17 protein-coding genes are annotated in these 20,117 nt (G+C 66.7%); 11 read left to right on the top strand and 6 right to left on the bottom strand.

What is annotated here, in order from left to right; genetic code table 11:
• Positions 1-300 precede the first annotated feature (300 nt).
• Genes ehuB through ehuA form a run of 4 tightly spaced genes read left to right on the top strand, consistent with a single transcriptional unit; the run spans position 301 to position 3,403 of the window.
• Positions 301-1,194 carry an ectoine/hydroxyectoine ABC transporter substrate-binding protein EhuB gene (gene ehuB, locus ACFWBU_RS13645; RefSeq protein ID WP_378528493.1) on the top strand — a complete coding sequence of 298 codons (894 nt, stop codon included), beginning with the start codon at positions 301-303 and terminating at the stop codon, positions 1,192-1,194.
• A gap of 16 nt (positions 1,195-1,210) precedes the next feature.
• Positions 1,211-1,948: an ectoine/hydroxyectoine ABC transporter permease subunit EhuC gene (ehuC, locus tag ACFWBU_RS13640; RefSeq protein ID WP_169620404.1), complete on the top strand. Its 738-nt coding sequence runs from the start codon at positions 1,211-1,213 to the stop codon at positions 1,946-1,948.
• Positions 1,945-2,589, top strand: a complete 645-nt coding sequence (gene ehuD / locus ACFWBU_RS13635) for an ectoine/hydroxyectoine ABC transporter permease subunit EhuD (RefSeq protein WP_169620405.1) — start codon at positions 1,945-1,947, stop codon at positions 2,587-2,589. The genes ehuC and ehuD overlap by 4 nt, the downstream gene beginning before the upstream one ends.
• Before the next feature lie 49 nt (positions 2,590-2,638).
• Entirely contained in the window at positions 2,639-3,403 is a 765-nt protein-coding gene (gene ehuA, locus ACFWBU_RS13630; protein ID WP_169653184.1) for an ectoine/hydroxyectoine ABC transporter ATP-binding protein EhuA, read from the top strand.
• A 15-nt stretch (positions 3,404-3,418) separates the two neighbouring features.
• Here the strand turns inward: ehuA and ACFWBU_RS13625 are convergent, their stop codons facing one another.
• The gene (locus ACFWBU_RS13625; protein ID WP_169620407.1) at positions 3,419-4,963 is read right to left on the bottom strand and encodes an adenylate/guanylate cyclase domain-containing protein; all 1,545 of its coding nucleotides are present in this window, start codon (positions 4,961-4,963) and stop codon (positions 3,419-3,421) included.
• Between the two features lie 42 nt (positions 4,964-5,005).
• On the opposite strand from ACFWBU_RS13625, the gene nucS reads away from it, so the two are divergent.
• From nucS to ACFWBU_RS13610, 3 genes are all read left to right on the top strand, one after another.
• Complete coding sequence (gene nucS / locus ACFWBU_RS13620) at positions 5,006-5,680, top strand: endonuclease NucS (RefSeq protein WP_296549320.1); 675 nt, start codon at positions 5,006-5,008, stop codon at positions 5,678-5,680.
• Positions 5,681-5,682: 2 nt separating this feature from the next.
• Positions 5,683-6,009: an ATP/GTP-binding protein gene (locus ACFWBU_RS13615; protein ID WP_169620409.1), complete on the top strand. Its 327-nt coding sequence runs from the start codon at positions 5,683-5,685 to the stop codon at positions 6,007-6,009.
• Positions 6,010-6,112: 103 nt separating this feature from the next.
• Positions 6,113-6,787, top strand: a complete 675-nt coding sequence (locus ACFWBU_RS13610; RefSeq protein ID WP_378528492.1) for a DNA alkylation repair protein — start codon at positions 6,113-6,115, stop codon at positions 6,785-6,787.
• Positions 6,788-6,799: 12 nt separating this feature from the next.
• Here the strand turns inward: ACFWBU_RS13610 and ACFWBU_RS13605 are convergent, their stop codons facing one another.
• Together ACFWBU_RS13605 and mce are read right to left on the bottom strand one after the other, a co-directional pair.
• Entirely contained in the window at positions 6,800-8,053 is a 1,254-nt protein-coding gene (locus ACFWBU_RS13605; RefSeq protein WP_378528491.1) for a hypothetical protein, read from the bottom strand.
• Positions 8,054-8,143: 90 nt separating this feature from the next.
• On the bottom strand, positions 8,144-8,629 hold the full coding sequence (gene mce, locus ACFWBU_RS13600; protein ID WP_378528490.1) for a methylmalonyl-CoA epimerase: 486 nt from the start codon (positions 8,627-8,629) through the stop codon (positions 8,144-8,146).
• A 102-nt stretch (positions 8,630-8,731) separates the two neighbouring features.
• On the opposite strand from mce, the gene ACFWBU_RS13595 reads away from it, so the two are divergent.
• From ACFWBU_RS13595 to ACFWBU_RS13585, 3 genes are all read left to right on the top strand, one after another.
• Entirely contained in the window at positions 8,732-9,922 is a 1,191-nt protein-coding gene (locus ACFWBU_RS13595) for an acetyl-CoA C-acetyltransferase (RefSeq protein WP_169653186.1), read from the top strand.
• Between the two features lie 101 nt (positions 9,923-10,023).
• The gene (locus ACFWBU_RS13590; protein WP_169620413.1) at positions 10,024-10,383 is read left to right on the top strand and encodes a DUF3817 domain-containing protein; all 360 of its coding nucleotides are present in this window, start codon (positions 10,024-10,026) and stop codon (positions 10,381-10,383) included.
• Between the two features lie 93 nt (positions 10,384-10,476).
• On the top strand, positions 10,477-11,364 hold the full coding sequence (locus ACFWBU_RS13585) for a tetratricopeptide repeat protein (protein WP_169620705.1): 888 nt from the start codon (positions 10,477-10,479) through the stop codon (positions 11,362-11,364).
• A gap of 38 nt (positions 11,365-11,402) precedes the next feature.
• Here the strand turns inward: ACFWBU_RS13585 and ACFWBU_RS13580 are convergent, their stop codons facing one another.
• Genes ACFWBU_RS13580 through ACFWBU_RS13570 form a run of 3 tightly spaced genes read right to left on the bottom strand, consistent with a single transcriptional unit; the run spans position 11,403 to position 17,110 of the window.
• Positions 11,403-12,854, bottom strand: a complete 1,452-nt coding sequence (locus ACFWBU_RS13580) for a metallopeptidase (protein ID WP_378528487.1) — start codon at positions 12,852-12,854, stop codon at positions 11,403-11,405.
• Positions 12,855-12,884: 30 nt separating this feature from the next.
• A complete protein-coding gene (gene glgB / locus ACFWBU_RS13575) occupies positions 12,885-15,095 on the bottom strand; it encodes a 1,4-alpha-glucan branching protein GlgB (RefSeq protein ID WP_169620415.1) in 2,211 nt (736 codons plus the stop codon).
• A complete protein-coding gene (locus ACFWBU_RS13570) occupies positions 15,092-17,110 on the bottom strand; it encodes a maltotransferase domain-containing protein (protein ID WP_378528486.1) in 2,019 nt (672 codons plus the stop codon). Before ACFWBU_RS13570 ends, glgB begins: the two co-directional genes overlap by 4 nt.
• A 389-nt stretch (positions 17,111-17,499) precedes the next feature.
• Here ACFWBU_RS13570 and glgP point away from each other — a divergent pair, with 389 nt between their 5' ends.
• Positions 17,500-20,076: an alpha-glucan family phosphorylase gene (gene glgP / locus ACFWBU_RS13565; protein WP_296549315.1), complete on the top strand. Its 2,577-nt coding sequence runs from the start codon at positions 17,500-17,502 to the stop codon at positions 20,074-20,076.
• Positions 20,077-20,117 lie beyond the last annotated feature (41 nt).

Genomic DNA, 20,117 nt, shown 5'->3' with positions numbered 1-20,117 from the left:
ATGGTACTGCACTCGACAGGGTGTGGGAGAGTAGGACACCGCCGAACACCCGTTTGCTGGAGGCCCCCAACTGTGTTGGGGGCCTCCAGTGTTTTGTATGGAGGAGGGGACCCGCGGGTGTGGGTCCCTTTTTTCGTTTGCGCGGAACCGGCAGGTTACGAGATGGTAACGACGTGGTTCTGGGTCCCGCTTTGCCACGTGATGTGGGTAACGTCCGCTGGTGCAAGATCCGCTTGGATCGTGCTGCACGGCGGTGCGCATCCTCCCGGGTCGTTCTAGGGCGACGAGAGGGATCAGACCATGAAGAACAGGTTCGGCTCGGCCGGAATTGTGAAGGCCGCGGCCACTCTTGCGGGATTCGGACTTGTCGGCGCGTCCATGACGGGATGCACAAGCGTCGACAACTCGGGCGAGGGGTCGACTCTCCAGCGACTCCAGGACTCCGGCACCGTCACGGTCGGCTTCGCCGGCGAGGCGCCCTACAGCTTCATGCAGGACGGCGAACTGACCGGCGCAACGGTCGCGCTGCACAGGGAGATCTTCTCGAACCTCGGCATCGACAACGTGGAGGGCGTGGCTACCGACTTCGGTGCCCTCATTCCGGGTCTGCAGGCTGGACGCTTCGACGTCGTCAGCGCCGGCATGTCGATCCTTCCCCAGCGGTGCGAACAGGCTTTGTTCAGTGAACCGGAGTTCAACTACACGACCGCTCTGATGGTTCCTCAGGGCAACCCTCAGCAGCTCAGTGACATGCAGACCATCGCGGACAAGGATGTCCGGATGGCTGTGTTGACCGGTGCGATCGAGTCGGACTACGCGTCGTCGCTCGGTATCGACGCGATGCAGGTGTCCTCACCGCAGGACGGCATGGACGCGGTCATCAACGGACGCGCCGATGTCTTCGCACTGACCGGTATCTCCCTGAACTGGATGAAGCAGAACAACGAGAACGCTCCCGTCGAGGTCACCGAGTCGTTCGTCGCCGAAATCGACGGCGTTCCCCAGGTGGGAGCGGGTGGCACCGTGTTCCGCACGGAAGACACCGAACTCCGCGATGCCTACAACGCCGAACTGGCCAAGATCACGTCGGACGAGGCCACCTACCTCTCGATCGTCGGGGATTACGGCTTCACCGCGGAGGAGATGCCGGATCAGAACCTGACCACGGAGACACTGTGCGAGGGCACCGCCTGAGCGCGGGCTGCGGACAATGGCTTCGGAGTCCAACTTCGAGCAGTTTCGAGATGCAATCCCGCGCCTGTTCGACGGGATCATCGTCACGCTCGAACTGACCATCGGTAGCGCGTTCTTCGCGTTCCTGCTGGCGCTTGCGCTGGGCCTTGCCGGCGGCGCGAAGAATCTCGCGCTGCGCGGCAGTGCGCGTGTGTTCATCGAATTCTTCAGAGGCACCTCACTGCTGGTCCAGTTGTTCTGGTTCTTCTATGTGCTGCCTCTGTTCGGGTACCGCCTCGAACCGATTGTGTGCGGCATCCTGGCTTTGTCGCTGAACTACGGCGCCTACGGTGCGGAGGTCGTCCGCGGCGCCATCGCGTCGGTTCCACGACCCCAATGGGAGGCGGCGACCGCCTTGAACTTCGGGTACTGGCAACGGCTGCGCCGAGTGATCTTTCCTCAGGCCTGGGCGGAGATGATTCCTCCTCTGACCAATCTCCTCATCCAGTTGCTCAAAGGCACTGCGCTTGCGAGTTACATTCTGCTGCAGGATCTCACGTTCGAGATCGAACAGTTGCGGCAGAACACCGGCGACACGTTGTTCGCGTTCGGAATCGGCCTCGTCCTCTACTTCGTGGTCGGGTACATCCTCACGCTGGTGATGAACGCGCTCGAGGTACGCGCGAAGAGTCGCCTCGGCACCGGTCCGAGTATGCGTGAGATCTTCGGGGTCGCGCCGGCTCTGGACGAACCCGCGGGGGTGGTGAAGTCGTGACCGTCGAATGGAGTTGGCAACGCGCCGGAGAGGCGCTGCCCGTGTTGCTCGAGGGCTTCCGCATCACGCTGCTGGCGACGGTGCTGGGTTTCGCTCTCGCTGCTGTGCTGGGTCTGGCCGTGGCGATCATGCGGCGCTCGCTCCCCAAGGTGCTCGCAAAACTGCTCTCGGCGATAGTCGAGTTCATCCGGCTGACACCGCTCGTCGTGCAGTTGCTGTTCGTCTACTACCTGCTCCCGCAATTCTCGGCACTGCAAATCGGTATCGCGGTACTCGGTATCCACTACGCGACGTATATGGCCGAGGTCTACCGGGCGGGTATCGAAGCTGTCCCGGTGGGGCAGTGGGAAGCGGCACGCGCGCTGTCGTTGCCACCCGCCCGAACCTGGCGGGCGGTGATCCTGCCGCAGGCGATTCGCCGGGTCGTTCCGGCTCTCGGCAATTATGCGGTCTCGATGTTCAAGGACACCCCGTACCTCTTCACCATTTCCGTGGTGGAGATGGTGACGGCCGCGCAGCAATTCGGGGCAAGAAACTTTCAATATCTCGAGCCACTGACGATGGCGGGGCTGATCTTCCTCGCCGCGAGCTATCCCACGTCGGTGCTCATCCGCAGATTGGAGCGTCGACTTGCCTACTGATCCGGCCCTCGAGGAACACTCCCTCACGGGCGACAGGTCCACTGTGCCGATGATCGAATTCGACTCGGTCGTCAAGAAATTCGGCGACAACGTCGTTCTCGATCATCTCGACTTCACGGTGGCGGCAGGGGACAGGGTGACGCTGATCGGCCCCAGCGGCTCCGGCAAAACCACCATCCTGCGTCTGCTCATGACGTTGGAGAAGGTGGACGGCGGGGTCATCCGGGTCAAAGGTGAACCGCTCAGCCACGAACGAAAAGGGGACCGTCTGGTTCCTGCGTCGGAGCGGCACCTTCGATCGATGCGTCGCAGCATCGGCATGGTGTTCCAGCAGTTCAACCTGTTTCCGAACATGAACGTGATGGAGAACCTCACGGAGGCGCCCATCCACGTGCTCGGGCGCAAGAAGTCCGAAGCGCAGGAGCGCGCGCGGGAACTGCTCGCGACGGTCGGACTGTCGGATAAGGAGAGTGCGCATCCGACGCAGCTGTCCGGTGGGCAGCAGCAGCGTGTGGCGATCGCCCGGGCGCTCGCAATGGACCCCGACATCCTGCTTCTCGACGAGGTGACCTCGGCGCTCGACCCCGAACTCGTTGCGGATGTGCTCGACGTGCTGCGCACCATCGCCGACACGACCGACATCACGATGCTCATCGTCACGCACGAGATGCACTTCGCGCGAGACGTATCCAATCGCGTGCTGATGTTCGATCAGGGTCGCATCGTCGAGGAAGGCTCGCCCGAGCGCATCTTCACCGATCCCGCACACGAGCGAACACGGAGATTCCTCGACGCGATCATCGCGGGAGAATGAGCACGCGCGGGATCGTCAGTAGGACGGAACGGCCAGGTGGGTAGCTTCGGCCCGGCCTCGGAGCACCACTTCTTCGCCCAGCGTCCACCGGGAGCGTTCCGCGCCGGACGTGGCGTCGAGCGCACGGCGTGACGCGACGACGTGTCCGGGCACGGTTTTCGCGAGTTCGGAGAGGCGTGCCGCCTCGTTGACCGGGTCTCCGATCACCGTGTACTCGAACCGCTCCTCGGCACCGATGTTGCCGGCCACCGCAATCCCGGCGGTGATGCCGATGCCCGCACGGCATTCGGGTACCTCGGCCTCGAGACGCTGCGCCATCTTCCGGGCGGCAGCCAGTGCCCGCCCGGGGGCATCGTCGACGGCAACCGGGGCACCGAAGATCGCAAGCGCGGCGTCACCCTCGAACTTGTTGACGAAACCTCCGGCGGAATGGACCTCGTCGACGACGACGGCGAAGAATCGGTTCAGCAGTTCCACGACCTCGGAGGGGGGTCGGCTCGCCGCGATCCCGGTGGACCCGATGATGTCGATGAACAGCACCGCGACGTCCCGTTCCTCACCCCCGAGGGTCTCTGCCCGGTTCAGCGCTGCCGCTGCGACGTCACGTCCGACATGTTTACCGAACACCTCCCGCATACGTTCCCGTTCACGCAGGCCCTCGGCCATCCGGTTGAAGCCGGCCTGCAACTGGCCGAGTTCGGTGCCGTCGTAGACGACGACCGCTTCGTCGAATCGTCCCTCTTCGATCCGGCGCATCCCGAAACGCACGGACTCGATCGGAGCGATCGTGGATCGTACGGTCAGGTACATCAGGAGTGAGCCCGTGAACAGCGCCACCGTTCCCAGGACGAGGATCGTGATCGCGAGGCGGGTCGTGGTGACCGGGCGGACGAAGGTGAACACCGCGACGAAGATCAGCCCGACGACGGGTACGGCGCTGCCGAGTGCCCACGCGAGCATCACCCGCCCGGTGGTGCCGGCGAACTTCCGGCGAGGGGGTGTGCCCGCTTCGAGGGCTCTCGCGGAAATAGGGCGGAGTGCGAACTCCGTGAACATGTATGCGAAACCGCACACGGTAACCCCGGCGAGCGTGATGGTCAGGGCCACCTTGGGAATCGTCTCGGCGTCGACGATGCCGAAGCACGTGGTGAAGAAGACGAACCCGACGAACCACAGTGCACCCTGCTGAAGGGTGATCCGCCACGGCATCGTGAGAGCGATGCGCTGCTCGTCGGCGGTGGGTGGCCGGTTCTCCAGCGCCCACCGCAACCGGCGGAGTGCCCCGCGGGTGAACAGGACCGACCCCAGGACGATCGCGACCCCCACGTACACAGGCGCAAGGATCGCGGTGATCACGAGGAATTCGGAGGTGAGGACCGATGGGCCGGGGATCACCACGTTGATGAGCGCGGCCACGATCGCCGCCCCCACAAGGTGCGTCCCGATCAGCGACAGGGTGAGCAACAACTGGATGCGGATGCGCTGCCGCCGGACGGGTTCGGCGGGTTCACCGAGGATCGCGGATCCGAGCGGTGCGGTGCGGTTGCTGCGTGCTGGCATGGTCGTTCGAGAGTAGTCGAGCAGATCCACTAGGGTAGGTCCGTGCGTCTAGTGATTGCCCGTTGCCGTGTGGACTACATCGGACGCCTGACGGCGCACCTGCCCACGGCGCGCCGACTCCTGCTCGTCAAGGCCGACGGGTCGGTGAGTATCCACGCCGACGACCGCGCCTACAAACCTCTCAACTGGATGAGCCCGCCGTGCTGGCTCGTCGAGGAACCGGCCGACGAGGCGCAGGCGCTCTGGGTGGTGACCAACAAAGCCGGCGAGGAACTGCGGATCACGCTCGAGGAGATCGAGCACGACTCGAGTCACGAACTCGGGGTGGACCCCGGTCTCATCAAGGACGGCGTGGAAGCGCACCTGCAGGAACTTCTCGCGGAACACGTGGAGACGCTCGGCCAGGGATTCACGCTCGTCCGGCGCGAGTACCCGACAGCGATCGGTCCCGTCGATCTGCTGTGCCGGGACGCCGACGGCGCCACGGTGGCCGTGGAGATCAAGCGTCGCGGTGAGATCGACGGCGTCGAACAGCTCACGCGCTATCTCGAACTTCTCAACCGCGACCCGCTCCTCGCCCCGGTCACCGGAGTGTTCGCTGCCCAGCAGATCAAGCCGCAGGCGAAGACCCTGGCGACGGATCGCGGGATCCGCTGCCTCGTCCTCGATTACGAGGCTCTGCGTGGCACCGAGAGCACCGAGTTCAGATTGTTCTGACGGTGCCCCGCCGCAATCGTCCCCCTACGTCGTCGCGCAGACGCGGACACGCCGAATCGGAGAGCGCCTCCTTCGGTTACGCCACCAGCCGCACCGAGAACGGTCCGGCAGGAGCTGACGACGAGAGGTACACGGTGCGGACAGTGCCGGGAAGCCGCGCCACCAAGCCGTACCGGTGCCCGGGATGCGACCACGAGATCGCGCCCGGCACACCACACGTGGTGGCATGGCCCGTCGACACTCCGGGCGGCGCCGACGACAGACGGCACTGGCACAACGGGTGCTGGAAGGGACGCGGAACGCGGCGGCCCACGCGTCGGTGGTCCTAGCGACAGTGCTCCCTGCCGGCAAGAGCGGGTGGTGTCCACCCTCCCCGTCGTAGTCTGTCGTCGTGGCGCTGCCGATGGCGGGACGTGAGCACTGGAGGCACGGATGACCGAGACGACAGTGGCGGATGTGATGGCCGAACTTGCTGCACTCGAGGACCCGAAGGCACGTGCGGTCAACGAGAAACACGACGACGACCACGGCGTGAATCTCAGCAGGCTACGGGCGCTCGCGAAGCGCTTGAAGACCCAGCACGAGCTCGCGCGGGGGCTCTGGGACACCCGGGACACAGCGGCGAGGCTGCTCGCGCTCCTGATCTGCCGGCCCAGGTCGTTCGAGCGTGACGAACTGGACGCGATGATGCGTGACGCGCGTGCTCCCAAGGTGCGGGTCTGGCTGGTGAGCTACGTCGTGAAGAAGAGCCCGCACGCAGAGGAACTGCGCGCGCGCTGGTTCCGTGACCCGGACCCGGCGGTCGCGAGTGCCGGCTGGGATCTGACCGCCGGACTGGTGGCCACGGATCCGGCCCGGCTGGACCTGGACGGACTCCTCGACATCGTCGAGACAGAGATGAAAGATGCTCCCGACACACTGCAATGGTCGATGAACACCTGCCTCGCCCAGATCGGGATCGAGCACGCTCACCACAGGCAACGCGCGCTCGAGATCGGGGAGCGGTTGAGAGTTCTCGAGGACTACCCGACGTCACCGGGCTGCACGTCGCCGTACGCCCCGGTCTGGATCAGCGAGATGGTAGGCCGCCGCCAGGGAGCAGGGTAGTCGCGCGACGCGTCAGTTTCTGACCTTGCTGGCGACCGCGGGGGAACGTCCCTGGATATTCGGTCCGGAGCCCGTGGTGTTCCGAGGCTGCGTTCCGGAACCGCGGACGCCGTCGGCGGGTTTCGGGGTGTCGGTCTTCTCGGTGTCGGTCTTCTCGGCGGCGTCGGATTTCCCGGTGCCGGCGTTCTTGCCGCTGTCCGTGGTGCGTCCGGTCTCACCGGCTGCCGCGTCGTCCCGGTCCGCTCGCGCAGGCGGGGCGACCCGTCCCTCGGTATCCGCGGTCGCCTTCGGCTTCGCCGCGGGAGTGCCGCCCTCCGTGTTGCGATCGCGGGGAGCGCCGCCACCGGCCGTGTTCCCACCGGCCGAAGTGCTGCCACCGCCCGGACGGGGGGTATCGAGCGAGATCTCCCGGTCGAGCAACTCGCCTTCGCGGTTGATCGCGGCGAGCATGGTCGGCACGTCGTCGAGCTGTTCGCGCACCGCATCGAGCTGGCCGAGGATGCGTCCGCGCAGCATCCGCATTTCCTCCGTGAGGTCGCGGGCGTTGGCGACCTTGCGCTCGGATTGTTCGGTGGCAGTCGCGAGTCGACGGGCGGCTTCCTGCGTCGCCACATCGATACGTCGTTCGGCTTCGGCCTTGCTCGTGCGCTCGAGGTTGTCGAGTTCGCCGAGAAGCTTGCTGCGACGTTCGGCCATCGTGATCTCGAAGTCCTGCTGAACCTGCTCGCGCTTGCTTTCGGCCTCGGCGGCGTGGCGGTCGGCCTCGGCGCGCGCAGCCGCGACGATGCGGTCGGCTTCCTTGCGCGCGGCAGCCATCGTCCGCTTGTGCTCGTCCTCGAATGCGCGGCGCCGTTCTTCGAGCTCTGCGAGCTTCTGTTCGTAGTCGCCGCGGAGTCTGATGCCCTCCTGCTCGGCGAGCGAAATCATTTCCGCGGAGTCGGCCTCGGCGCGCGCCCGCAACTCGGATGCTTCGTCCGAGGCGAGGCGCAGCATCCGGGAGATGCGGTCACTCATACCCTCGGCGGTGGTGGGGGGCACCGACAGCCGGTCCACATCGCGGCGGAGCTCGTCGATCTCGTTGCGCGCATTCTCGAGCTGGCGCGCGAGATCGCGGGCCTGCGCGGACGCGGCGTCGCGGTCGGTCGCGGTCACGCGTAACTCGGCCTCGAACCGCGCGAAGTAGTTGGTTACCTCGTCGCGGTCGAAGCCTTTTCGCACGATCGAGAACGGCAGGTGGCTGGGGGTGCGATCACGATCGAAGACCATGGCGACAATCTACCTGCTGAGGCCGGAGGACACGCTGCGCTCCCGCCGAAACGCGGGCGGGAACGCAGACTCGTGATCCGTCCGCGTGGCTCAGTGCGCGGCGTGAGCGGCCGGCTCGACCAATTCGACGAGAACGCCGCCCGCATCCTTCGGGTGGAGGAAGTTGATGCGGGAGTCGGCGGTGCCGCGACGCGGGGCGTCGTACAGCAGCCGGACGCCGTTGGCTCGCAATGCGGCGGCGACCGCGTCGAGATCGGACACGCGGTATGCGAGCTGCTGCAATCCCGGACCGCTGCGGTCCAGGAACTTGGCGATCGTCGAATTCTCGTTCAGCGGAGCGAGCAGCTGGATCTGGGTCGCGCCCTCCGGACTGCCCGGCACGGACAGCATCGCTTCCCGGACACCCTGTTCCTCGTTGACCTCTTCGTGTGTGGACACGAGGCCGAGGTTCTCGGCGTACCACGTGAGAGCGGCATCGAGGTCGGGCACCGCGATACCGACGTGATCGATCGCGGTGACGAGCCCGGTCGCGAGAAGCGCAGCGGCCGGCGTGGAGGTGGGAGAGATCTCGGTCATGTTCTAGACGGTAGCGTTAACGTTGAATGCGTTCATATCGGGAGTGATGTTTCAGGCCCGGTTGGGCGCCCCACATTTCCCCGATCGTCGGAGGTCGTTTCCGTGAGCAGTTCTGTCATCGTCGCCGGAGCCCGTACGCCCATGGGGCGCCTGCAGGGTTCACTCAAGGACCTCTCCGGCTCCGACCTCGGCGGCGTCGCGATCAAAGGCGCCCTCGAGAAGGCCGGCGTTGCGCCCGAACAGGTCGAGTACGTGATCATGGGGCAGGTTCTCACCGCGGGTGCCGGTCAGATCCCCGCGCGGCAGGCCGCAGTGGCCGCCGGCATTCCCATGGACGTGCCCGCGCTGACCATCAACAAGGTGTGCCTGTCGGGCATCAACGCGATCGCCATGGCCGATCAGATGATCCGTGCCGGCGAGTTCGACGTCGTCGTCGCCGGTGGGCAGGAGTCGATGAGCCAGGCGCCGCACATGCTCGAGAAGAGCCGTGCCGGATTCAAGTACGGCGATGTGACGCTGCGCGACCACATGGCGTACGACGGGCTGCACGACATCTTCACCGACCAGGCGATGGGCAACCTCACCGAGTCCGCCAACAGCGGAGAACGTTTCGTCTCGCGCGAGGAGCAGGATGCCTTCGCCGCGGCGTCGCACCAGAACGCGGCGCGCGCCTGGAAGGACGGCCTGTTCGACGAGGAGGTCGTGCCCGTCGCCATTCCACAGCGCAAGGGCGACCCCATCATGTTCGCCGCCGATGAGGGAATTCGCGCCGACACCACCACCGAGTCCCTCGGCAGGTTGCGTCCGGCGTTCTCCAAGGACGGCACCGTGACGGCCGGTTCGGCCTCGCAGATCTCCGACGGTGCCGCTGCGGTCGTGGTGATGAGCAAGGACAAGGCCGAGGCACTCGGCCTGAGCTGGATCGCGGAGATCGGCGCCCACGGTGTGGTCGCCGGACCGGACTCGACGTTGCAGTCGCAGCCGGCCCGTGCGATCGCCAAGGCGTGCGAGCGCGAGGGTGTCGATCCTCAGGACCTCGATCTGATCGAGATCAACGAGGCTTTCGCGGCGGTGGGCATCGTCTCGGCCCGTGAACTCGGCATCGACGCCGACAAGGTCAACGTCAACGGTGGCGCCATCGCGCTCGGGCACCCCCTCGGCATGTCCGGTGCCCGCATCGCCCTGCACCTCGCGCTGGAGTTGAAGCGTCGCGGCGGTGGCATCGGCGCGGCTGCGCTGTGCGGCGGCGGCGGCCAGGGCGATGCGCTCATCGTTCGCGTGCCGAAGGCCTGACGCGCACTGAGCACGATCACGGCCCCGGCGCACTCCGCCGGGGCCGTGATGTCTCTCACCCCCACTACGGGTCGTCGTAGTCCTCCGGCACAATGGGCGCCATGACGAACATCTTCGACCTGTCCACCCCCGCGAAGCGGTTCCGCCTCGTGGCGATCTGGGAAGCTGTGACGTGGCTCGCGCTCTTGATCGCCATGTTCTTCAAGTGGGTGCTCGGGTACGAAGAAGCGATCGCCATCCCGGGCATGGTGCACGGCGTGGCCGGTTTCATTCCGTTCGTTCTCATCGCGCTTCTCACCGCGTGGGCGCTGAAGTGGGACCTGAAGACCACCTTCCTGGCGCTCGTCTCGAGTGTCCCGCCGTTCGGCACCATCGTCTTCGAGCGCTGGGCTGTGCGCACCGGCCGGCTCGCCGAACTCTCCGCGCCCGAAAGCGCCGAAAAAGTCGACACGGCTGCCTGACCGCCCGGCACACCACCGCCCGGGCATGACAAACTGGAGAGCGTGACTCGACCCGGTTCCCGTCCAGCACGTTCCGCTGCCGCAGCCGCAGCAATGTCCGGCGCGGTGGATCTCGCGCCGCTCAAGGCGAGGGCCACCGCCCCACCGCCACCTCCGCCGAGTGCCGGTGCCTCCGGCGCAATCCCGTCGATCATCGACGTCACCGAAGCGACGTTCGAGGCCGAGGTTCTCGAGCGCTCGATGCAGGTGCCCGTGATCGTCGACCTCTGGGCGACGTGGTGCGAGCCCTGCAAGCAGCTGACCCCCTCCCTCGAGAAGCTTGCCGCAGAAGCCGGCGGCGAATGGGTGCTCGCGAAGGTCGATGTGGACGCCAACCCGCGGATCGCCCAGGCGTTCGGTGTGCAGTCGGTGCCCACCGTCGTCGCGATAGCAGCCGGGCAGCCTCTTGCCGACTTCCAGGGCGTCCAGCCCGAAGCCGCGCTCCGGCAGTGGCTCGACGCGATCCGCGAGGCCGTCGCCGGCAAATTGTCGGGACCCCCGAGCGCCGACGGTGAACCGGCCGAACAGCCCGTCGACCCGCGTTTCGAGGCTGCGGAGCAGGCTCTCGAGCAGGGCGATTTCGAGGGCGCCGAGGCCGCCTACCGGCTGATCCTCAACTCGGAGCCGAACAACACGGACGCGCAGGCCGCACTGCGGCAGGTCCGGTTCCTCGGCCGTGCGCAGCAACTCCCCGCCGACGCCGTCGAGCGCGCAGACGCGGCCCCGGCCGATCTCGACGCTCAACTGGCGGCGGCAGACGCCGAATTGTTCGCTCAGGACCCCGAAGCGGCGTTTGCACGCCTGATCGAATTCGTCCGTCGCAGCGCGGGTGACGAACGTACCGCGGCGCGTACCCGGCTGCTCGAACTGTTCGAGTTGTTCGACCCGGCAGAGGACTTCGTGGTCTCGGCTCGGCGCAAGCTCGCCATGGCGCTCTACTAGAACTCCACGACCGACCACACGTGTGTAACGGCCGCTGCCTACCGGTAGCGGCCGTTACACGCTGCTTCACCGCCGAGCACGCCGGTGCGGAACGCGTCGACCCGTGAGAAACCACTGGGGACCGTGTTGCCGTTGACGTCGCTCGCGGCCAGGCCGTCGGTGAGCAGACCGGACACCGCCTCGTCGAGGTCACCGGGGGAGAGCCACACCATGTTCGCGTCGGGCCCCACCTCGGCCGCGAGCGGGCTCATCGGGCTCAGCGCGGCGCTGATCACGCCCGACAGACATGCCGCGCGGAGCGCCGTGCGAGGCTCGGTCAGCGATTGACCGTTCGCGTGCTGGACAGCCAGCGCATACCGCGACGCGATCAGCACGTACGCGTTGTAGTCGCCGCGGACATCGGCGCTGAATTCGTTGCCGGAGGAGTCCTCCGGTGTGCTGCGCTCGGTGAGCGCGGCGAGGTCCACCCCGATCGTGTTCGTGGCAGGGCAGTACGACACCGGGGAGGTGAACGCGGCGTCCGCACACGCGAGTTCGGCTCCCGAAAGATCCAGTGCCGGCGGGTCTGCCAGCTCGAATACGCGCTCGAACGACCGGAAGATGAGGTCGACGGAGTCCGCGGTGACCGGAAGCTCGCCGTCGTCGCTGCCGTCGAAGTATTGCGGCAGGTCCGCGCGGCGGGTCTCCACCTCCGCGGCGTCGATCTCCGCGCACGCCGCGGCGCCGTCGGTGAAGCCGATCTGGACGGCGGTGACCCGCTCGAACGCCGAACCGTGGATGGAATCCGGATCGTTGGGATCGGTGTCGCGGAACAGCACCATCGACGCGAGCACCTTGTTGAGGCCGTCCGAGGTGTCGAGTTCGAAATGCGCCGCACGCCCCTCGGCGACGTGTCGCATGAACGCACCGGCGAAACAATCGGCCTGCTGTTCGAACACGATGCCGGGGTCGTCGTCGGCGATCAGGCCCGCCGTGTACTGGATCGCGTGACCGTACTCGTGCGCGAGGACCATGACGGCCGCCATCGGGCCGAAGTCCTCGATCAACTGGGGCATCAGATAGGAGCGGTCCCATCCGATGACGTCGCCGAGCCTGCAATACGCCGCATTGACGAAGTCGAACGTCGGTTCCCCGCAGAACCGGGGGCCGCGCCGTTGGGAGGGATCCCACGACATGATGGTGGACACCGGCTCGAACGAACCCTTCGCGATCGTTCCGAACTCTCCACGCCAGTAGTCCTCGATATCGCCGATCGCGTTGCCCGCGAGAGTGTCGATGGGACCACCGTCGGTGTTCTCGATGACGACCCCGGCGTCGGGAACCCCGTCACGGGGCCCGCTGTACCCGCTCGTGACGGGCAGGCCGGCGACCGTGAAGGGGTTGTCGTAGACCGACACGGGCGTGCCGTCGATCTGTTGCGCACACCCTGCCAGCAGAACCATCGCGATCACCGGCACCGCCACCCGCTCGAACCGGCGTGTCCGTCTCACGTTGTGGTGCTCCTGTCGTCGAATGCGGGTTTACCCCCGCAGCGACAACCAGATGGCACCGTGCGCGGGCAACGTGACCCGAGCCGACGCGGGACGTCCGTGCCACGAATGCTCCGTGGCCTCCACCGCACCGAGGTTTCCGGTGCCGTGACCCTGATAAGCGGTCGCGTCCGTGTTGAGAATTTCTTCCCACGTGCCGGGTTCGGGTAAACCGACACGATAGTCCGCGTGAGTGCTGCCGGAGAAGTTGTGCAGGCACGCGACGACCGAGCCGTCACTGCCGAACCGCAGAAAGCTCAGCACGTTGTTGTGCGCGTCGTTCGCGTCGATCCACGAGTAACCCTCGGGTGAACTGTCGAGCGTGTACAGCGCGGGGTGCGCACGATAGGTCCGGTTGAGGTCGCCGACGAGCCGCTGGATGCCGCTGTGGAGTGGCTGGTCGAGCTGCCACCAGTCCAGTCCGCGTTCCTCCGACCACTCGGCGACCTGACCGAACTCCTGACCCATGAACAGCAATTGCTTGCCCGGGTGTGCCCACATGTAGGCGAGCAGTGACCGGAGACCCGCGGCGCGGGTGTCGTCGTCGCCCGGCATCCGGGTCCACAGTGTGCCCTTGCCGTGCACGACCTCGTCGTGGCTGATGGGCAGCACGAAGTTCTCGCTCCACGCGTACATCAGCGAGAACGTGATTTCGTGGTGGTGGAAGGTGCGGTGCACGGGGTCGCGCGACAGGTAACCGAGCGTGTCGTGCATCCAGCCCATGTTCCATTTCATGGTGAACCCGAGTCCGCCGACGTTCGTCGGGCGGGTGACACCGGGCCACGACGTGGACTCCTCGGCCACCGTCACGACCCCGGCATGCTGCTTGTGGATCGTCGCGTTCAGTTCCTGGAGGAATCCGACCGCCTCGAGGTTCTCGCGACCGCCGTAGATGTTGGGGGTCCAGCCGCCCGCGGGCCGCGAGTAGTCGAGATAGAGCATGGAGGCGACCGCATCGACACGCAGCCCGTCGATGTGGAACTCCTCGATCCAGTACAGCGCGTTCGCGACCAGGAAGTTCCGGACTTCGGCTCGTCCGTAGTCGAAGACGTAGGTACCCCAGTCCAGTTGCTCACCGCGCTGCGGATCGGCGTGCTCGTACAGCGCCGTTCCGTCGAATCGCGCGAGTGCCCATTGATCCTTGGGGAAGTGGGCCGGAACCCAGTCCATGATGACGCCGATACCTGCGGCGTGAAGCCGGTCGACGAACTCGCGGAAATCGTCGGGTGTGCCGAAACGCGAGGTCGGGGCGTAGTAGGACGTGACCTGATAGCCCCAGGACCCGCCGAACGGGTGCTCGGCGACGGGAAGCAGTTCCACGTGCGTGAAACCCGTCTCGAGGACGTACTCGGCAAGCTGGTCCGCCATTTCGAGGTAGGTCAGGCCGGGGCGCCAGGACCCGAGATGTACCTCGTACACGGCCATCGCCTCGCGCACGGGTTCGGAGGTCGCGCGGGCGGCGATCCAGTCGTCGTCGCGCCAGGTGTGGCTGCTCTCGGTGACACGGGAGGCGGTCGCCGGCGGCACCTCGGCAGCGAACGCCATCGGATCGGCCTTGTCGAGCACCGAACCGTCGTGACCGTGGACCCGGTACTTGTACAGGTCGCCCGGTCCGACTCCGGGGATGAAGACCTCCCACACTCCGCTGGAACCGAGCACCCGCATCGGTGCGGTTCGTCCGCCCCAGCCGTCGAAGTCGCCGACGACGGTCACGCCGCGTGCGTTCGGAGCCCACACGGCGAAGGACGTCCCTGCGACGGGGCCGTCCGGGGTGTCGTAGTGCTGCGGGTGCGCGCCGAGGATCTCCCACAGCCGCTCGTGCCGTCCCTCGTTGAACAGGTGACGGTCGAGTTCGCCGAGCGTCGGCAGGAACCGGTATCCGTCGGCGACGACGACGGTGTGGTCGAACGGGTACGTCACGACGAGGCGGTAGTCGGCCAAGTCGAATTGCGGGACCAGTGCGCTGAAGACGTCGTGGCCCACCGGCTCGAGCGGGTAATCGATACCGCCGATCCGCGCGGCAACCTTCTCCGCGCCCGGACGCAACGTGCGCACGACCGTGCCCTCCGGATGCGGGTGTGCGCCGAGGACGGAGTGGGGGTCGTGGTGCTCACCGGCGGCCAGTCGCGCGAGGTCTTCCGGGCGCGGACTGTGCCGCCGCCGCGGTGGTTCCTCGGAGGAAGTCGGTGGGGGCACTGTCACGTGATTCTCCTGTAGGCGAGAGTCGATCGGGCCGGAATCCCGATCGGGGGCAGCACCATGATGTGCGCGACCGATTTCCACGGTTCGAGCCGCACATAGTTGGCTTGTCCCCAGATGTACTGTTCCCCGCTCACCTCGTCGTAAACGGGGAGCTGGTCCTGCCACTCGTGGCCGATGGACGGCATGTCCAGCCAGACGGTGCCTTCCTCGGCGCCGTACGGGTTGAGATTGACCACGACGAGCACCGCATCGCCGGTCACCGGATCGTGCTTCGAGTAGGCGATCAGAGCGTCGTTGTCGATGTGGTGGAAGGTGATGTTGCGCAACTGCTGTAAGGCGGGGTGTGCGCGCCGGATGCGGTTCAGGGTGGTCAGCCACGGCTCGAGCGATTCGCCGCGGCGTCGTGCCTCGTCGAAACGGCGTGGACGCAACTGGTACTTCTCCGAGTCGAGGTACTCCTCGCTGCCGGGACGAACGGCGAGGTGTTCGTAGAGCTCGTATCCGGAGTAGACGCCCCAGGTGGGGGACAGGGTCGCGGCGAGCGCGGCTCGCAACGCGAACATTCCGGGCCCGCCGTGCTGCAGCGTCTCGTGCAGGATGTCGGGCGTGTTGACGAACAGGTTGGGCCGGGCCTCGTCGGCCTTGGCAGCGATCTCACGTCCGAATTCGGTGAGTTCCCACTTGGCCACGCGCCAGGTGAAATACGTGTACGACTGCGTGAATCCGCGTCGTGCCAGGCCGTACATCCGCGCGGGCCGAGTGAACGCTTCCGCCAGGAACAGCACGTCCTGATCGGTTTTCTTGACCTCGGCGATGAGCCATTCCCAGAAGTCCGGCGGCTTGGTGTGCGGGTTGTCGACCCGGAAGATCTTGACCCCCAGAGAGATCCAGTGCCGGACCACCCGGAGCACTTCGGCGTAGATCCCCTCGCGATCGTTGTCGAAGTTCACCGGATAGATGTCCTGGTACTTCTTGGGCGGGTTCTCGGCGTACGCGATGGTCCCGTCCGGCAGCACGGTGAACCACTCCGGATGGTCACGGGCCCAGGGATGATCGGGCGCGCACTGCAAAGCGAGATCGAGCGCGACCTCGAGTCCGAGTTCCTCGGCCCGCAGCACGAACTTCCGGAAACTGTCCTCGTCGCCGAGTTCCGGATGGATCGCGTCGTGGCCACCTTCCTCCGCTCCGATCGCCCACGGTGAACCCACGTCGTCGGGCCCCGCGACGAGGGTGTTGTTGGGGCCCTTCCGATTGACCCTGCCGATCGGGTGGATCGGTGGCAGGTAGACGACATCGAACTCCATCGCCGCGATGCGCGGCAGATCCTCGGCCGCGGTCTCGAAGGTGCCGTGCCGGGGCGTGCCGTCCTCGTTCCAGCCTCCCGTCGACCGGGGGAAGAACTCGTACCATGATCCGAACAGGGCCCGCTTCCGGTCGACCACGATGGTGAAAGCTTTTCCCCGCGTGATGAGTTCGCGGAGGGGCTGAGCGCGGACGATCTCGGTGACGTCGGCGGAGAAGGCCGGTGCGACCCGCTCCGCCAGCGGCCGCTCGGAGCGCAGAGCCGCGGCGACGGCGAGCAGGGCGGGCCGGTTTCCGCGCAGTACGCCGCGCGCAGCCTTCTCGAAAATCCGTGCGCCGCTCTCGAGATCGTTGGCGAGGTCCTCCGGGCCCTGTCCCGCGGTTATCTTCGCGTCGACAGCGTGACGCCATGTGGACACCGGGTCGCTCCAGGCCTCGATGCGGTAGGTCCAGATGCCCGGGGTTGTGGGCGCGAACACCGCGTGGAAGGTGTCGGGTTCGGAGCCCGGCACCATCGGAATGCGGGTGAGCTTGGCCGGTGTCCCGGGTGCCGTGGCGGGCCCGCGCACGGCGAGCGTCGCGGCGATGGCGTCGTGGCCTTCGCGCCAGACGACCGCAGCGACCGGTACCACCTCGCCGACGACTGCCTTGGTGGGATACCGACCACCGTCGATCGATGGCTGGACGTCGTCGATGCCGAGGCGACCTGTCACGCTTGCTCCGTTCCGTACGGGACCGGGACGTACCCGGGCCGGGGCGTACTGCGGCCGTAGTTCGTGTCAACCGTAATGGAGGCGGCGGCACGGGGCCGATCATGTGGTGGTGACCTCGGGGATACCCGGTAACCGATGTGACGAACCGTATCGGTTACCACGGTTCACCGCGCGTGACTCCTGGGCAACACGCTGTTCCCTAACGTCTCCGGGGTGAGGTTCGACCGGTCTGCGGAGCCACACCGAAAGGGCGTACACCATGGGCACAGGCGGCGGGAACGGCCGGAATTGTCGGGCCTGTTCGGTTGTGGACGGGAATGTGCTCTGCGGCTTGTCGGTTCCGGCACCGGAGGCACCGCACACCGGCGGACATGAGTAGGCTTCCCAGAGTGAAAGCCTTGCGTCGGTTCACCGTACGAGCCCACCTTCCCGAGCGCCTCGCCGCGCTGGGGACTCTGACCTCCAACCTGCGGTGGTCGTGGCACCCGGAGACCCAGGATCTCTTCGCCGCCGTCGATCCCGAACTGTGGGAGCGATGCGGAAGCGACCCCGTCCGACTGCTCGGCGAGGTCCCGCCGGAGCGCCTCGACGCGCTCGCCGAGAACGAGGAGTTCCTCTCCCGGCTCGACGCCGCCGCGGCAGACCTCGACCACTATCTGGCCCGGCCCCGGTGGTATCAGCAACAGCAGGAGCGCGGGACCGCCGTGCCCGAGGGAATCGCCTACTTCTCGATGGAGTTCGGTGTCTCCGAAGTTCTGCCGAACTACTCCGGCGGACTCGGCATCCTCGCCGGTGACCACCTCAAAGCGGCCTCCGACCTCGGTTTGCCGCTGATCGGCGTCGGATTGCTCTACCGCTCCGGCTATTTCCGGCAGTCGCTCAGCGCCGACGGCTGGCAGGTCGAGCATTACCCTGCCTACGACCCGCAGGGACTGCCGATCAAGCTGCTCACCGAAGCCGACGGCACCACGGCGCTCGTCCAGGTGGAGATCCCGGGCGGCCGCACGCTCGACGCGCGGGTGTGGATCGCCCAGATCGGCCGGGTGCCGCTGCTGCTGCTCGACTCGGATATCGCGAGCAACGACGAACAACTCCGCGGCGTCACCGACCGGCTCTACGGAGGCGACCAGGACCACCGCATCAAACAGGAAATCCTGGCCGGGATCGGTGGGGTCCGCGCCGTCCGCGCGTACACCCGCATCCACGGCCTGCCCGACCCGGACGTGTTCCACATGAACGAGGGGCACGCGGGATTCCTCGGTGCCGAGCGCATCCGGGAACTCGTCACCGGCAGCGGCCTCGATTTCGACGAAGCGCTTGCCGCGGTCCGCGCCGGAACGGTCTTCACCACCCACACCCCCGTGCCCGCCGGCATCGACAGATTCCCGATCGAGCTTGTGCGCCATTACTTCTCGGGGCGTAACGGCGAAAACGAGTCGGCGCTCCTTCCCGGCCTGACCGTCGACCGCATTCTCGCTCTCGGCCGCGAGTCGAACCCCGACGTCTTCAACATGGCTCACCTCGGGCTGCGGCTCGGGCAGCGCTGCAACGGCGTATCGAAACTGCACGGTGAAGTCAGCCGGCACATGTTCGAAGAGTTGTGGCCCGGTTTCGACGCCACCGAGGTCCCGATCGGGTCGGTCACCAACGGCGTCCACGCGCCCACCTGGGCGGCACGCGAATGGCTGGCACTGGCCGACCGGCTGGCAGGACCGGATCTCGTCGAGGAATCGCGCGGCTGGGAACTGCTCCAGACGGTCGACGCCAAGGAACTGTGGGACATGCGCAACGACTTGCGCGGGATGCTCGTCCGCGAAGTGCGGCGTCGCCTGCGGAACTCGTGGATCGAACGCGGCGCGACCGACGCCGAACTGGGCTGGGTCGATTCCGTCTTCGACCCCGACGTGCTCACCATCGGTTTCGCGCGACGCGTGCCCACCTACAAGCGCCTGACCTTGATGCTGCGCGACCCGGAACGGTTGCGCGCGCTGCTGCTCGACCCCGAGCGGCCACTGCAACTGGTCGTCGCCGGCAAGAGTCACCCCGCCGACGACGGCGGCAAGGCGCTCATTCAGCAGGTCGTGCGATTCGCCGACGAGTACGGCGTCCGTCACCGCGTGGTGTTCCTGCCCGATTACGACATATCGATGGCGCGCTACCTCTACTGGGGCTGCGACGTCTGGCTCAACAACCCGCTGCGACCGCTCGAGGCCTGTGGCACCTCGGGGATGAAGTCGGCACTCAACGGCGGCCTCAACCTGTCCATCCGCGACGGATGGTGGGACGAGATGTACGACGGTGAGAACGGCTGGGCGATTCCGACCGCGGACGGGGTCGACGATGAGCGCCGCGACGACCTCGAGGCGGGTGCGCTGTACGAACTGCTCGAGCGTTCGGTCCTGCCGCGCTTCTACGATCGCGACATCGACGGGGTGCCCGGCCGGTGGATCGAGATGGTGCGGCACACCCTCGAAAACCTGGGACCCAAGGTGCTCGCGTCCCGCATGGTGCGCGACTACGCCGTCGACTACTACATTCCGGCAGCGGAGTCGGCGCGGACCGTCGCGGCCGACAACTTCGCCGGTGCGAAGGCTGTCGCCGAGTACCGGGAGCGCCTCGAAGCAGCGTGGCCCGGAGTGCGGGTCGCACACGTCGACACGGAGGGACTGCCCGAGGTTCCCGAGATCGGTTCACGGCTCGCGGTGACCGCTCACGTCGATCTCGGTGAACTCACGTCCGGGGACGTCGAAGTTCAGGCCGTGATCGGCCGGGTCGGGTCGGACGACACACTCAGCGATATCGTGTCCGTCCCGATGTCCCACACCGGCAGCGGATCGCTCGGCGACGTGTTCGAGGCCGACGTCAGGCTGCCGTTGGCCGGGCCCGTCGGTTACACCGTGCGAGTGTTGCCGCACCACGATCTGCTCGCCTCGCCGGCCGAGTTCGGGATGGTCGTGCTGCCCTGAGACCGGACCGGGTGGATCCGCACTCCGTCGTGGAGGTGGGT

This window comes from Rhodococcus sp. NPDC060084 (assembly GCF_042730335.1).
Classification (GTDB): Bacteria; Actinomycetota; Actinomycetes; order Mycobacteriales; family Mycobacteriaceae; genus Rhodococcus.
The sequence above is the reverse complement of the archived record's forward strand: the minus strand, read 5'-3'. Positions and strand labels throughout refer to the sequence as shown.